The 14,991-nt window shown below is 68.5% G+C and carries 13 protein-coding genes; 9 read left to right on the top strand and 4 right to left on the bottom strand.

Translation table 11 applies throughout. The annotated features are described in order from the left end of the window. Positions 1-73: 73 nt before the first annotated feature. Complete coding sequence (mshA, locus tag IF11_RS0122005; RefSeq protein ID WP_030353396.1) at positions 74-1,417, bottom strand: D-inositol-3-phosphate glycosyltransferase; 1,344 nt, start codon at positions 1,415-1,417, stop codon at positions 74-76. A gap of 189 nt (positions 1,418-1,606) precedes the next feature. Here mshA and IF11_RS0122010 point away from each other — a divergent pair, with 189 nt between their 5' ends. The 3 genes from IF11_RS0122010 (at position 1,607) to IF11_RS0122020 (ending at position 5,401) form a co-directional block, all read left to right on the top strand. Then, positions 1,607-2,533, top strand: coding sequence for a class I SAM-dependent methyltransferase (locus IF11_RS0122010; protein ID WP_244888239.1), 927 nt, complete (start codon positions 1,607-1,609; stop codon positions 2,531-2,533). Positions 2,534-2,719: 186 nt separating this feature from the next. Continuing rightward, complete coding sequence (locus IF11_RS0122015) at positions 2,720-3,865, top strand: C40 family peptidase (RefSeq protein ID WP_030353398.1); 1,146 nt, start codon at positions 2,720-2,722, stop codon at positions 3,863-3,865. Positions 3,866-4,132: 267 nt separating this feature from the next. Continuing rightward, positions 4,133-5,401 (top strand): PP2C family protein-serine/threonine phosphatase, encoded by a 1,269-nt coding sequence (locus IF11_RS0122020; protein WP_037728266.1) that lies wholly within the window; start codon positions 4,133-4,135, stop codon positions 5,399-5,401. Here IF11_RS0122020 and IF11_RS0122025 read toward each other — a convergent pair. The 3 genes from IF11_RS0122025 to IF11_RS36870 all read right to left on the bottom strand — a co-directional run bounded on the left by IF11_RS0122025 (position 5,398) and on the right by IF11_RS36870 (position 7,051). Next, positions 5,398-5,739: a DUF2516 family protein gene (locus tag IF11_RS0122025; protein WP_030353400.1), complete on the bottom strand. Its 342-nt coding sequence runs from the start codon at positions 5,737-5,739 to the stop codon at positions 5,398-5,400. The genes IF11_RS0122020 and IF11_RS0122025 overlap by 4 nt on opposite strands. 124 nt (positions 5,740-5,863) lie before the next feature. Further along, entirely contained in the window at positions 5,864-6,520 is a 657-nt protein-coding gene (locus IF11_RS0122030) for a hypothetical protein (RefSeq protein WP_030353401.1), read from the bottom strand. An 18-nt stretch (positions 6,521-6,538) separates the two neighbouring features. After that, entirely contained in the window at positions 6,539-7,051 is a 513-nt protein-coding gene (locus IF11_RS36870; protein WP_051746127.1) for a helix-turn-helix domain-containing protein, read from the bottom strand. Positions 7,052-7,756: 705 nt separating this feature from the next. On the opposite strand from IF11_RS36870, the gene IF11_RS0122045 reads away from it, so the two are divergent. The 6 genes from IF11_RS0122045 to IF11_RS0122075 all read left to right on the top strand — a co-directional run bounded on the left by IF11_RS0122045 (position 7,757) and on the right by IF11_RS0122075 (position 14,970). Continuing rightward, the gene (locus tag IF11_RS0122045; RefSeq protein WP_030353403.1) at positions 7,757-8,941 is read left to right on the top strand and encodes an outer membrane protein assembly factor BamB family protein; all 1,185 of its coding nucleotides are present in this window, start codon (positions 7,757-7,759) and stop codon (positions 8,939-8,941) included. A 123-nt stretch (positions 8,942-9,064) separates the two neighbouring features. Next, positions 9,065-9,808 (top strand): hypothetical protein, encoded by a 744-nt coding sequence (locus tag IF11_RS40985; RefSeq protein ID WP_133243304.1) that lies wholly within the window; start codon positions 9,065-9,067, stop codon positions 9,806-9,808. 326 nt (positions 9,809-10,134) lie between these two features. Further along, positions 10,135-10,911, top strand: coding sequence for a TnsA-like heteromeric transposase endonuclease subunit (locus IF11_RS0122060; protein ID WP_030353406.1), 777 nt, complete (start codon positions 10,135-10,137; stop codon positions 10,909-10,911). Then, a complete protein-coding gene (locus tag IF11_RS0122065) occupies positions 10,877-12,991 on the top strand; it encodes a Mu transposase C-terminal domain-containing protein (protein WP_030353407.1) in 2,115 nt (704 codons plus the stop codon). The genes IF11_RS0122060 and IF11_RS0122065 overlap by 35 nt, the downstream gene beginning before the upstream one ends. A gap of 95 nt (positions 12,992-13,086) precedes the next feature. Next, entirely contained in the window at positions 13,087-13,968 is an 882-nt protein-coding gene (locus IF11_RS36875) for a TniB family NTP-binding protein (RefSeq protein ID WP_240627841.1), read from the top strand. Positions 13,969-14,031: 63 nt separating this feature from the next. Continuing rightward, positions 14,032-14,970 (top strand): hypothetical protein, encoded by a 939-nt coding sequence (locus tag IF11_RS0122075; protein ID WP_133243305.1) that lies wholly within the window; start codon positions 14,032-14,034, stop codon positions 14,968-14,970. The last annotated feature ends 21 nt before the right edge of the window (positions 14,971-14,991 follow it).

A 14,991-nucleotide genomic window follows, 5' to 3' on the forward strand; every position in this document is an offset into this window, starting at 1 on the left:
TGATCGACGCGTGGGCCGGGCGACGGCCGTGGAGGCGGCGTACGCGAGCGGCGCGCTCCGCCGTTCCCGTGCGTCAGCCGTGGTGCGCGCGCCCGTGCCGCCGGTGGTCGTGCACCGCGGCCGTGTAGACCTCCGCCGTCGCCGACGCCGCCGTGTCCCAGCCGAAGGACTGGGCATGGCGCGAGGCCGCCGCGCCCATCCGGTCCACCAGCTCCGGGTGGTCGAGGAACTCGTGCAGCGCCCGCGCGTAGGCCGCCGGTTCATGGCCCCGGACCAGAAAGCCGGTCGCCCCGTCCCGTACCGCCACCGGCAGCCCGCCCACGGCCGCCGCCACCACCGGGGTGCCCGCCGCCTGGGCTTCTATGGCGACCAGGCCGAAGGACTCGCTGTGCGAGGGCATGACCAGCACGGACGCGGCCCGGAACCAGTCCGCCAGCCGGGTCTGGCCCACCGGCGGCCGGAACCGTACGACATCGGCGATCCCGAGCCGCGCGGCGAGCTTCTGGAGCCCTTCCGGCTTGGCCAGACCGCTGCCGCTCGGGCCGCCGACGATCGGCACGACCAGCTTTCCGCGCAGCGACGGATCCCGCTCCAGGAGCACGGCCACGGCGCGCAGCAGCACATCGGGGGCCTTCAGCGGCTGGATACGGCCCGCGAAGAGCGGGATGAAGGCGTCCTGCGGAAGCCCCAGCCGGGCCCGGGCCGCGGCGCGGCCGTCGGCCGGACAGAAACACTCCAGGTTCACCCCGGGGTGGACGACGGCGGCCTTGGCCGGGTCCGCGTCATAGAAGCGGACGAGCTCCGCCGCCTCCTCGTCCGTATTGGCGATCAGCCGGTCGGCGGCGCGCACGACCTGCGTCTCGCCGATGACCCGGGCCGCAGGCTCGGGCCGGTCGCCCTCCGCGAGCGCGGCGTTCTTGACCTTCGCCATGGTGTGCATGGCGTGGACGAGCGGGACGCCCCACCGCTCGGAGGCGAGCCAGCCGACATGGCCGGACAGCCAGTAGTGGGAGTGGACCAGGTCGTAGTAGCCGGGCCGCTGGCCGGCCCATGCCTGCATCACCCCGTGCGTGAAGGCGCAGAGCTGCGCGGGCAGCTCCTCCTTGGCCAGGCCCTCGTACGGGCCGGCGTCCACGTGCCGTACGAGCACACCGGGGGCCAGCTCGACGGCCGGGTCCAGGCCGCCGGTCGTGGCGCGGGTGAAGATCTCCACCTCGATGTCGATGGCGGCCAGCCGCTTCGCCAGCTCGACGATATAGACGTTCATGCCGCCCGCGTCGCCCGTCCCCGGCTGGTGCAGCGGGGAGGTGTGGACGCTGAGCATGGCGATCCGGCGTGGCCGGCGGTGCTGGCCGGGGAGCCTGAGACGGGGTGGTCCCACGAACGTGCCGGCGATACGGGACACGTACTGGCTCACGTCTACGGTCCTCTCGCGCGGAGATTCGGAGCATGGCGAAAGGAGGGTTTGCGACGCCCTCCGAAGGCCCACAACAGCGGAATCCCCTCCCGCATTTCCGTTTTGCCAAATCATTACCGGCGACCGCTCAACCGTTCCCGGCCCCTCGCCGGCCCTGCCGCGCCGCCCGGTGTCGTTACGCTCATTCCCATGGCGCCCGCGACCTCCCGTTCTCCCCGCCCGGTGGGCACGGTGACCCGTGGCACCACCCACCAGAACCGGCTGCGCCGCATGGACCGCTGGATCGCCGCCACGCACGGTCCGGCGCTGCGCCGCTCGGCGGACCCGGTCGTGGTGGATCTGGGGTACGGCGCCGCCCCCTGGACGGCGGTCGAGCTGCTGCGGCGGCTGCGCACGGCGGAGCCGCGTACCGAAGTCGTCGGCGTCGAGATCGATCCGGCCCGGGTCGCCGCCGCGCGCCCGTACGAGCGGGACGGGCTCCGGTTCCGGCACGGCGGCTTCGAGGTCCCGCTGCCCGGGGGCGTACGGCCGGTGCTCATCCGCGCGGCCAATGTGCTGCGGCAGTACGACGAGGACGAGGTCGCCGCGGTCTGGGCGCGGCTGTGCGCCCGGCTCGCGCCCGGCGGACTGCTGGTCGAGGGGACGTGCGACGAGATCGGCCGACGGCATGTGTGGGTGGCGCTCGGTCCCGAGGGGCCGCGGACGGTGACGTTCGCGACCCGGCTCGGCTCGCTGGACCGGCCCTCCGATCTGGCCGAGCGGCTGCCGAAGGCGCTGATCCACCGCAATGTGCCGGGCGAGCCGGTCCACGCGTTCCTGCGCGATTTCGACCGGGCGTGGGCCGCGGCGGCCCCGTACGCCTCGCTGGGCGCGCGGCAGCGGTGGATCAGGGCCGTACGGGATCTGGCGGCCGACTGGCCGCTCGTGGACGATCCGCGCAGGCGGCGGCAGGGCGAGGTGACGGTGAACTGGTCGGCGCTCGCGCCCGGTTCGGGCACGGGTGACGGACGGGGCGGCGCGGACAGCGCGGATGACGGACGGGGCGGCGCGGGCAGCGCGGGTGACGGACGGGGCAGCGCGGGCAGCGCGGGTGACGGACGGGGCAGCGCGGGCTGACCCCGGGAACGCGAACGGCTGCCCGTTCGTCCTCACCGGGGCGGGTGCTTCCTGTGAGATGCCCTGGTCCCTCTGTCCCTTTGACCGAGGGCATGACACGATCGCGGCGTCGGAAGCGGTTGCTGACGGTTCGTCAGATTCGCGCGTGTCATGTCGTGTGGTGGGTTGGCTCGGAGGGGGAGCTTGGTGAACCGACGTCGTAGTGCCGCTGCCGCGATCACCGTGGTCTGCGCGCTCGCCGTACTGGCGTCGCCGGTCATGATGAACGGGGCGTACGCGGCCCCCGGCCCGGACCCCAGCCCCGCATCGTCCGCGTCGGCCGTCGCCCCGCCCCCGGTCGAACTCCCGCCCGGCGCCGCGTCGTCGCCCGCCCCCGGCTCGACCACCGGCCCGGGCAAGAAGTCCCTCGAAGACATCCGCAAGGAGATCGAGGCCCTCTACCAGAAGGCCGCGTCCGCCACCGACGCGTACAACCTCGCCGAGGAAGAGACCAAGAAGCAGTCGGCCGAGGTCATCGAGCTGGCCGAGGACATCGTCAGCGGCCAGCTGCGGATCGACGAGCTGAAGAAGCGCGCGGGCGCCGCCGCCCGCGCGCAGTACAGGGGCGGCGGGCTGCCGCCCGAGGCGCAGCTCGTCCTCGTCGACGATCCGCGGCTCTTCCTGGACGCGGTCGGACGTATACAGCAGGGCCAGAAGGCCACCCACGATCTCATCGCCGAACTCTCCCGGGCGCAGGAAGACCTGAAGACGTACACCGCCGACGCGTCCACGCAGTGGCAGCGGCTGGAGGCCGGCCGGGTCAAGAAGGAGAAGGCGAAGAAGGAGATCACGAAGCAGATCGCCGCCGCCGAGAAGCTCGAAGCCGGCCTGGAGAAGGAAGAGCGGGCGCGGCTGGCGCGGCTGGAGAGCGACGCGGCGCTGAAGGCGCAGACGGCCTGGCTCGGCTCCGGAGCGCTGAAGGACATCAACCGCTCGTCGAGCGAGCGGGGCAAGAAGGCGATCGCGTTCGCGACGGAGCAGATCGGCAAGCCGTACGTCTGGGGCGCGGAGGGACCGTCCTCGTACGACTGCTCCGGGCTCACCTCCCAGGCGTGGGCGGCGGCCGGGCGGCCCATCCCGCGCACCTCGCAGGAGCAGTGGCGGCTGCTGCCGAGGATCGACATCAAGGACATGCGCCCCGGCGACCTGATCATTTACCACCAGGACGCGAGCCATGTCGGGATGTACATCGGGGACGGCGCGATCGTGCACGCGCCCCGGCCGGGGCGGAACGTGACGCTGGCGGGTGCGGGATCGATGCGGATCCTCGGGGTCGTACGCCCGGACAAATAGGGGCGATCCAGGCCAACCGTTCCCGTACGGACACACACCGGCCCTCACGCCTCGGCGGTGAGCCCGGAGCAGCCGTACGTGATGTTTGTCATGGCCGCTGGGCGCCCGATCGCGCCGGATGCGTGACAGGAAGCGGCATATGACGCTGGCTCTTCATCCGTACGCCATTCCGCTGGGGCGGCGGCTAACGCTATGGTCCCCGTCTGGTGAGGCGTCGATCGTCGCCCCACCCGCGCCCTCGGGGGGAGGGAAAGGAATCCCAGACCGATGCCCGTACCCGTACCCGTTCCGCGGCAGCGCACAGGTTCAGCAGTGGAGAGGCAGCCCGCCGCGGAGACCGCCAACGGCGGCGACCTCGTCCTCCTGGTCATCGAGGACGACCCGGCGGGCATCTTCTCCGCTCCCGAGCTGCCGGAGGGGACCGGCACGCGCCTGCGTATCCGTACCGCCCGCAACCTCACCGAGGCCGAGCGGCTGCTCACCGACGACATCCACTGCATCCTGGTGGACCTGGCCCTTCCCGGGACGAAGGACAGCGACGAGCTGGCCCCGCTGAAGCACGTCCTGCGGCTCGCACCGCGCCATGCCGTCCTCGCGCTGGCGGCGGAGGGTGACGCCGAGCGCGCCGCCGCGGCGGTACGGGTCGGCGCCCAGGACTATCTGTTCCGCGACGAGCTGGACAGCCGGCTGCTGAGCCGCGCCATCCGGTACGCCGTCGAGCGCAAGCGGGCGGATGTCGCGCAGCGCCAGCTGACCGAGTCCCGGCTGCGCGCGCAGGAGAACGCCCGGCTGGAGCGCGGACTGCTGCCCACTCCCCTGCTCCAGGGCTCGGACCTGAGCTTCGCGGCCCGCTACCGGCCCGGCCGCTCCAGGGCCCTGCTGGGCGGGGACTTCTACGACACGGTCCGTACGCCGGACGGCACGGTGCACGCGATGATCGGCGACGTCTGCGGCCATGGCCCCGATGAGGCGGCGCTCGGCGTGGAGCTGCGGATCGCGTGGCGCGCGCTGACGCTGGCGGGGCTCTGCGGCGACCAGTTGCTCTCCACGCTTCAGGAGGTCCTGGAGCACGAGCGGGAGAGCGAGGAGATCTTCGCGACGCTCTGCACGGTCGACATCGCGCCCGACGGCCGGCGGGCGGGCCTGTGCCTGGCGGGCCATCCGTCACCGCTGATCACCCGCCGGGGGCGGGCGGCGCAACTGCTCCCGAACGAGGAGGGCGGCCCGGCCCTCGGGCTGCTGCCGCGCGCACGCTGGCCACGCCGACAGGTCGAACTGGGCGGATCGTGGAGTCTGATGATGTACACCGACGGGCTGATCGAGGGCCGGATCGGCCCGGGCGCCACGCAGCGTCTCGGCCAGGAGGGCATGGTCGAGATGATCAACCGCCAGCTGGCCGAGGGCCTGACCGGCGACGACCTGCTGGAGGCGGCGGTAGCCCGGGCACGCGAACTGAACGGCGGGGAGCTGACCGACGACGTGGCGGTACTGCTGCTGGGCCGGAGCGGCTCTGCCGGCTCTGTCGGCTCTGTCTAGCGCCCGCCGTTGTAGGGCCCGTAAGGACCGTCACTGCTGGAACCGCCGCCCCGGCGCCCGCCGCCGCCACCGGAGATCGCGTGGATGGCCGGCCGTACGTCGACCATGAAGACGATCGTGGCGACAAGCCCGGCGATCTGCAGGAACAGCATCGGTACGAAGAGGTTCACGGCGACCGTGACCCCGAGAATGATCAGCCAGAACTTCTTCGTCTGCTTGTCCGCCGCGCGATAGGCGTCCTCACGAGCCGTGGCGGAGAGGAACAGCGCGATGATGGCCAGGACGAGCATGGCCAGATTGAGCAGCCAGAGAAGAGTGCCGAATCCTTCGAGCAACATGCGGAGCACCGCCTAAGGGGTGGAGGAGACGTCGCGGCCCGTACGCCAAGGTACCTGCATAACGGGCCGGACACCCCCGAGGTGCCCGGCCCGCCTCCGTCGCGGGTGTGCGGTTCGCGGTCGGTTACTTGCCGGCCGGCGGGGTGGTCTTCTTCGCCGTCACCTTGCGCGGGGTGGTCTTCTTCGCGGCGGCGGTCTTGGGCTCGGCCTTCGGCGCGGGCTTGACGGCGGACTTGAACGCGGGCTTGCCCACAGGCTTTACGGCGCCCCTGGTCTGGGCCTTCGTCTCCGTCTTCGGAGCCGGCTTCGGGGCGGCCTTCCGCACCGGCTCGGGCTCGACGGCGACGGCGATCTCGGTGATCTCGTCCGCGGCCTCACCGCGCCAGGCCCGCACGGTCTGCTCGCCGCGCTCGGCGACCTTCTCGTACGTCTCGCGGGCCTTGACCGCGTACTCCGCGGCGACGCCCACGCTCCGCAGCGCCAGGTCCTGAGCGGTCTCGCCCAGCTTCTTCAGATCGGTGTCGAGCGAGCCGATCACTTCGGTGACCTTGGCCTGAACGGTCGCCTGGGCCTCCTTGGCCTGGACGGAGACCCTCTCCTGCACGGCCTTGGGGTCGGAGTTCCGCACCGCCTCGAACCGGCCGGGGGCCTCGGCCCGCAGCTGCTCGATCAGACCGGGCACCTTCTTGGCCTGCTCGACGGCGATATCGGCGGTGCCGGCCGCGAAGTAGAGGGGCGTCGGGTCGGTGAGGGTCTTACGCAGGTCATCGGTGATGGCCATGACTGTGGTCCTCCCGGATCAGTTTGAGGGTGGGGTGGCAGCACTGCCGTCTGTCGCGCCGGAGGAGCCGGAGGAGCCCCGGGAGCTTCCGGAACCACCGGCGTCCGCACCGGCCTCTCGTTCGGAGGCTTCCGTTTCGGGGGCTTCCGTTTCGGGGGCTTCCGTGTCCTCCGTACTCTCCGCGTCGAGTGCGTTCTCCTTGCGGAACGACTCGTAGATCTGGAGAAGCACCTGCTTCTGCCGCTCGTTTATCGAGGGGTCGGCGAGGATGACGGCACGCGTCTCCAGCTCCTCCCGCTCCCGCTCGTCGAGCATCCCGGCCTGCACATACAGCGTCTCGGCGGAGATCCGCAGCGCCTTGGCCAGCTGCTGCAGAATGTCCGCGCTCGGCTTGCGCAGCCCGCGCTCGATCTGGCTCAGATACGGATTGGACACCCCGGCGGCATCGGCGAGCTGCCGCAGCGACAGCCGCGCGCTGCGCCGCTGCTCGCGCAGATACTCACCGAGATTGCCGACGTTGAGTGATGCCATACGGCCATCCTGCGTCGCCCCGCTAACTATTGCAAGCGCATGCTTGCAAAAGTGTTCCAAGCAACAGTCGACCCTGCGTGAGCCTGAGCACGTGTCCTGTCTCGGCGATGTCCGGGCAGTCTCGGAGATCTCCGGGCATCCGAGGTGGCGTCTCAGTCATCTCCGGGCATTACTGACCTGCGATGGCTTTGAGGTCGTCACCCCGGACGGTGGTTCTTGGCAGCGGGAGTGCTGGACGGGTTGCTATACAGGCCACTTGAGCGGGCGAATGGTTGCAGCGACATCTGGGGGAGGTGTTTACCGGAGGCCGATCAGTGATCCGCAGGCCTTGTGCCGCCCGAGTACGACCACGTCGCCCGCGACGGCAGCGGCACCTGGGTCCAGCAGCGCGACGACCTCCTGGGCAACATCTAGATGCCTGACGTACCGTAAGCCGCGGAGAAGTTTACGCATACGTGCAGTGCGCCTGCCAAGCCGACGGCCGACTAGCTGCGCGCGTGTATCGGGGGAGCACTCATGGCTGTTGTCCGTGCCGCGTTACATGGCATCTCGCGGAGGTCGTTCGTGGCCTGGGCGGCTGTCTCAGTGTGTTCCGCAGGTGGGACCTCCGCCTGCGTGGGAGGCGGTAATGGAGATGCTCGCGGCAGACGGGACTGCCCATCGTGGCCCAAGCCGGATCCGTCACCCGGGTCGCTGGTGTGGCCCGTGCCGTCTTCCGTATTGATGCCTAACTCGCTGGTTCTTTCCGGCGAGTGGCTCTACGGGGCAGATGCAGACCTCGTTGTGTGGTTGCGTGACGCACGCACAGGGCACCTGCGCTGGCGCTACTCGTTGGAGAGGGTCGAAAAGGGCTCGGAGTATTACCCTCAGCTCATCGTCGCGAAGGGGCAAGTCTTCGTCGGCGGTGGGTTCAACGATGTAACCGGTGAGTTGACGGCGCTATGTGCTGCGGATGGGCGTCGCATGTGGCGTCACGCCTTCCCTGAGAGCATCCATGACATTACGCACTTTCGTGACACCGTTGTAGCAGTGACTAGAACGTCCGTGTGCGGAATGTCCGCGGTGGACGGTGAGGTGCTCTGGCAGACCAGGATCGCCCCAGTCAGGATGGGCTGGGAATGGATGGCACCGCATGGAAGCGCCCTGCTGATGAGCAGTCGCAGTGACGGGGTGTTGGCGTTGGAGGGCAGCACCGGGCAGGAGAAGTGGTCCCTTCCCAACCCGGAGCCGACGGACTACACGGAGAACATCGAACACCATGCAGCCGGTGGGTACATCTACGCGATCGGTAGCCGAATGGTCGAAGCACCCATCCCCCAAAGCGACGGCAGCGTAGTAAACGGTTGGAAATCCATCGATGGGGAAGTGCGCACGGTGTCGGCCGCAACGGGCCACAGCCAGTGGACCCGCACTCTGCCGCCCCTTGGGAGTTCCCTGGCGAACGGCAGCTTTCTCTACTTAGTCTCCGGGGATCTGCTGCTGGCCCTGCATAGCCACAGCGGAGCGACAGCGTGGTCCGTGCCTCTGCAGGGGCCGGAAGTGCATCTGATGGTGCACGACGGGCTCCTTCTCGTCATCCTTCCCGTGCCGGACAAGGGCGACCGCTATCCCATCCTCGGACTCGACCCTAAGACCGGCGAAGAACGGTGGCGGTTGGGGATGGAGCACCCGACCCACCCCCCTACTGCCGGCCCCCCGGGAATGGCGCTTCTCACGACCATTCACCAGAGCGCCAAGCTGATCGCGGTCGATACCAGCGTCGGCGAGGTGATCTGGTCCACCCCTGTGAAGAAGGACGTAGCCCTGATCGCCGGAGGCGATCTGGTTTATACCTACGACGGGCACATTGCTGCCTACGACATCTCCACCGGAAACTCACTTTCCGGATGAGTACGCCCACAACGGGGGCCCAAACATCACCAACCGGAAGCGCTGCTCGCCCGAGATTCACCGGAAGAAAGGACCAGCTCCGTCGTGCCACAAACAGAATCCTGGCGGACCCCTAGCACGATCATGTCTACCGCTGCACTGATCATCAGCATCATCGCCCTGGTCCCATCAATCGACTCCGCAATCAGCGGCGACAGCCAGGCGAAGACAGCAAAGACAGAGGCCGAGCGCAAGGGGCTGCTGGAAGTGACGTCAGTGAGCGCGCACTTCACTGACACGCTGAAGGGAACGGAAAGAAGCAGCGATTCCACGAAGAAGGTGACCGGGCTCAGCGGCCCCGTAGTCGACATCGCGGTCCGCAACCGCGGCAGCGGCGCAGCGTTCATCAAGAAGGTAAGCGTGAACGTGACAAGCTCCGAAAGCCTCACAAGCTGTAAGGGCGTGGGCGGGGACCTGCAAACTACAGCGAACTACGCTATTGAGATCCCGCTGTCGAGGAAGCCTCCCTTCACCAAGACGACAGAGGACATCCACTTCGATGTGAAGTCGGGCGAGAACGACCGGTTCACCCTGGCCATCGGCCCGGACTCGCAGGAGGCTGGCCACGCACCGTGGATAGGCGTGGTCACCATCCGACTCCACGACGAAGACGGTAGCGACCTCGACATCGGCCCCATCGCCCTGGTCGACGCTGGCGAGGACCCACACATCCGCCCCACCGGCCTCTCCTGGAAGATCGATAAGCCCGACAGCCCAAGCTGCATGCGCAGCAACGCCCGTGCGGTTGGGGAGGTGATGCAGATCCCTGGCATCTCGCCGTCCAACGAGTTCTCCGCCCTTCACCGCGCGCTGCGCCCGTACCGGTGAGGGCCACATGGGCACGCTGTGATCAGCAGAGCCTGGCGGGGGACTATCACAATTGCGGCTGCCCGGACTTGAGTGAGACCGGACCGTGGCTCCGGTCTCACTCAAGTCCGGGCACCACAGGTCAGCGCATCACCGCGCCCGGACCTTCCTGAGATCGGACAACGTGTCTCGCTGAAGATGAGCCAGTCTTGGTCTATCTGAACTATCTGGTCGCTCGTCTCAGTCAACCTTGACCATCTTTCGATCTGTCTCGCTCTTCTTGACCCACTGCCGCACCGGGGTCCCTACGGTCTTCGTATCGGGTGGGTGGCGAGCGGGGGTGGCTGATGGCTGAGGAGGACTTCTGGCTGGAGTACGTAGACGCCTGCGGCGAGCCGCACGGCGGGCCGCTTGAGGTGATGTGGCCGACCCGATTCGAGGCAGCCGGGCAGGTACGCGGGTTCCCTTCGTACCGGGGGCAGCGGAACTTCCCGGGCTGGTACTGGGCTGCTACAGGTGGTGACCTGGTGGGCTATGAGTCGTGGGTGGAACTCGGGCACCTGATGAGGCTGGACGCCGAGCCGGATGTGGTGGCGGTGGCCTCGCAGCCGTTCCGGCTGTCGTGGCGGTACGGCGACCGGGCCCGGCGGACCCGCCATACACCGGACTACTTCGTACGCCGTCGGGACGGCACCGCTGTGGTGCTGGACGTACGTCCGGACGATCGGATCGAGCCAGATGACGCGGCGAAGTTCGCGGCCACGGCCGCGGCCTGCGCCCGGGTTGGCTGGGGCTTCGAGCGGGTCGGGATACTCGATCCCGTGCTGGCGGCGAATCTGCGCTGGCTATCGGGCTACCGGCACCCGCGGGTGCGGCGCGAGCCGGTCGCCGATGCCCTGCAAGCGGTGTTCGCAGAGCCGCAGGGACTGCTTGCGGGGGCCCGGGAAGTCGGGGATCCGATCGCCACGCTGCCGGTGCTCTTTCACCTGTTGTGGCGCCGAGTGTTAGCCGCTGACCTGGGGGGCGAGTTGCTGGCGGGGGCCACGCGCGTGCACCTCGTTCCTGCGGTGGCGAAGGAGGTGGGCGGGGATGCCGGCGCGTCCGCAGCTGCTGTCGCTGGGTGATCGGGTTCGCTACGACGGGCGCGAGCACACCGTGGCCGCCTTGCACGGCACTTCGGTGCGGCTGGTGGATGACGCCCTGGCCGCCTGTGTGGTGCTGCTGGGGAACTTGCTGGCCTCTGAAGGGTTCACCGTGCTCAGCAGTGCGCCGAGCCGCCCGCCGCTGCCCGATGCGGGGGTCCTGGAGGGGCTGCCCGAAGACGCCGCAGAGCGGGCCGAGTGGTGGCGAAGGCACCTGACCGAACTGCTTACGGGCCGTCCAGACGTCGATGCCCGCACCCCGGTGAAGGCCGAGTACGACCCGGCCGTGAACTCCTTGCGGCAGCGGGAGTTGGCCAAGCTCGCCGAACTACGCGAAGCCGGCGAGGAGGTGGGACTGAGCACGCTGCGCCGGATGCGCTCCCGCTTCGAGCGCGAAGGGATGGCGGGTTTGGTGGACGGTCGGCAGCGCAAGCCCGCCACCGGCACGAGCCGGGCCGATCAGCGGGTGGTCGAGGCCATCGAAAAGATCGTCAGCAGCCGGACCGACGAGCCGACCGTGTCCGCGCAGGTGCTGCGGCGCAAGGTCGAACGCCTGCTGGCTGCCGAGCACGACACGGGAGCGGTTCCGATGCCCTCCAGGGCGACGTTCTACCGCTTGGTGGAGGCAGTCTCGACCGGGCAACATCTGCTGGGCTCGGCCCGCACCCGCCGCTCGCTGGGCAAACAGCCGAAGCGGATGTTCGGGCAGCTGACGACAGCACGACCAGGTGAAGTGATGGAGATCGACACCACGCCACTGGACGTAATGGTCGTCCACGATGACGGGACAGTGGACCGCTGCGAGCTGACCGGACTGGTCGATCTGGCGACGAGGACACTGGCTGCGGTGGTGTTACGGCCCTCGACGAAGGCGGTGGACGCCGCCCTGCTGCTGGCGCGGGCGATGGCGCCCGAGGTGGTGCGGCCGGGCTGGTCGGACGCGTTGCGCATGTCCCGGTCGGTGCTGCCCTATGCCTCGCCGCTGACGCTGGACGAACGGATGGCCAAAGCCGCTGCGAAGCCGGTGATCGTCCCGGAGATGGTGGTCAGTGACCGCGGGAAGGCGTTCGTCTCGGACAACTTCTGTAATGCCTGCCGCCACTTGGGGATCTCATTCCAGCCCGTGCATCCGGACACCCCGACCGACAAGCCGCATATTGAACGGACCTTGGGCTCCGTGGCAACGATGTTCGGCCAGGATTTGCCCGGCTACACCGGCCGGAGTGCCGAGATGCGGGGCAGGGATCCGTCCGCGCGAGCGGTTTGGTCCATCCACGAACTCCAGGAATTGCTCCAGGAATGGGTCGTTTCGACGTGGCAGGTCAGGCCGCATGGCGGGCTGCGGGACCCGTTGATGCCGGATCGCCCGTTGAGTCCGAACGAGAAGTACGCCGCGCTGGTGGCGGCGGCCGGATACGTGCCGGTCGCGCTGAGCCCGGAGGAGTACATCCAGCTCATGCCCCGCGAATGGAGGGTCATCGGTCCCGGAGGGGTGCGGATCAACAACCGTACTTATGATTCCCGCGACCTTGTCCCCTTTAGGCGCCAGCCCTCCGGGGCGGGTCCGGACGGGAGGCTCTGGGAGGTCCACTACGACCCTTATGACATCTCCTGCGTCTGGGTACGCAACCACCGTGGCACGGGCTGGATCACCGCGACCTGGCGTCATCTACGCACTTCGCCCGTCCCAATGGGTGAACTGGTCTTCGACCGGGCCCGCCAGGTGCTGGCCGAACGTGAACGGCGCAAGCCGGACGAGGAAGCGGTCGCCCAGACTGCCGCCGAGCTGCTTGACCGGGCCGCTGACGGTCCCGAAGAACGCCCCGCCCGACGGCGCACGAGCACGGGCCGAGCCGCCGAGCGGCGCGACCGCAAGGTCGTCGGCCGCACCCGTGCCGCCAGCCAGCCAGGCTGGCCTCGTCCCGAAACACCCGCAGCCTCGCAAGCACTTCCGGCCGAACCAGCCCAGGACTCCGATGCCGCCGATGAGGGCGAGGAGTTGGCGAAAGTGGTGCCGCTGGGGATCTTCGACGCTCGCGAGGAGGCGAAAAGATGGTGGTGAGCCCCTCCGGAGAAGACCGCTCTCACTGGCTGGCGGCGGTTCGTGGAGAAGGACCCGAGACCCTTCGACTTGCTTCCCGCCCTCGATGGGAGTCGATGAACGACGAGGAACGCACCGACTACGACGAAGCTCGCATCGACTACCACCCAGAGCTACAAGTGGTACGCACGTCCACAGTTAAGGAAGTCGCTCACCAGGGACGCCTTCTGACCCTGCTCAACCGACGCGAGCACGGAGCTCGCCGCGGCCTGATCATCTCTGGCGACCGCACCACGGGCAAGACCACTGCACTCCGACAGCTCGGGCGCCTTCATGAACTGCGCGTTCGGCAGAGATCCGGCGAAGGCCAACGCATCCCGGTGGTCTATGTCACCGCACCGCCGAAAGGATCGCCCCGGAAGCTCGCCTTGGAGTTTGCCCGCTTCCTCAACATCCCGACCATCACCCCGCGCCACAACACCGCCGACATCACGCATTCCGTCTGTCAGGTGCTGGCAGAGGCCCGCACGGACCTGGTGCTAGTCGACGAGATCCACCTCATGAACTTGGGCACGATTGCCGGAGACGAGCTCTCCGACCATCTGAAGTACTTCACCGCGCACCTGTCGGCCACGTTCATCTATGCCGGCATCGACGTCGAACACTCCGGGCTGTTCACCGGCATCCGCGGCGGCCAGATCGCAGGTCGCCGCACCCTCCTGCACACCGGGCCCTTCCCGCTGGGCCATGAATGGGAAGGGCTGGTCGCGACCATGGAGGGCACCCTTCGCCTGCACAGGCACGCCCCCAACACATTGACCAAGTTGCACAAATACCTCTACCAGCGGACCGGTGGAATGATCGGCAGTCTCTCCCATCTCGTTCGGGCCGCAGCCATCTCCGCGATCCTGGACGGCAGCGAAAGCGTCACCCGGCGACAACTGCACGCCATCCACGTGGATCACGCCAGCGAGAGCGCCTACCGGGCATCCGCATGATCGGGGTCACGGCCCCGGCCGGGCCGGCACGACCACTGCCTCTGACCTCCCCGCCCTTTCCGAATGAGACTGTTCGATCCTATGCAGCACGACTCGCGCTGCTCAACGGAATCCCCCCCGAAGCACGTGCTTCGCCGCTTCTACTCGGCGGAGAGGCCCCTGGACAGGCTGGATCTCCTCGCCGTTCGCAGCGGTCAGACACCGAAATCCCTGAAGAAGGCTCTGCCCGAACTGACCACCGCCACGGCATGGCACCAGCCGGGCTACCCGTTGATCAACCGGACCTGGGCCTGCGACTTCTGCGCGGCCGCACATACCGGAAAGACCACCTGGCGGATCGAAATATGGGGGCTTCAAGACCTCAACCACCTCTGCGTCAAGCACCGCCGCTGGACAGGCATTGGCACCGCCTACGACTCGTACTTTGAGCGAAGCATCGAGATGGCTTCGAGCGGACAGTGCAGCGTGGCGAAGGCGCCCGAGATCGTGGACGCTCAACGCCGCCTCCACCGGCTCTGCCGTCACGGCAGATACCGCAGGATCCTGCCCGCCTACCAGGAATGCTCCACGTTCTGGCGCGACCTGGCCAAACACGGCTACGCAGCAGACCGCACGGAGCGCAGACTCCGCTTGATCCATCCGGACGAGATCAGGCGACACCGGCCATACCCACACGCCGAGGCCGCCGACTTCCCCGACGTCGTCCAGGTCGCCAATCTCTTCGCCTCCCACTACTGGCGAGAACAAGGCCTCGGAAGCCAAGGAGAGGTTCAGCACTTCCGCAGAGAGTTCGACAGGCGACTCCCCGCGGAGCGGCAACTAAGAACAACCGCCATCCCATGGCTCCAAGAAGAGATCGTGCGGCTTGCCCAGCGTGTCGACGAGGCCGTCCGGCAACGGGAGGCCAGCGTCGACGGGCTCATAAACATCCACCCGCCCGACCAGTTCCCTCCCCTTCTCATCCGAAGGATCTTGAAGCGTTCCCCAGCACACGCACGGTGAACTGCCCCTGCCCTCACCTCT

The sequence above is a fragment of the Streptomyces scopuliridis RB72 genome, assembly GCF_000718095.1.
GTDB classification, from domain to species: Bacteria; Actinomycetota; Actinomycetes; order Streptomycetales; family Streptomycetaceae; genus Streptomyces; species Streptomyces scopuliridis.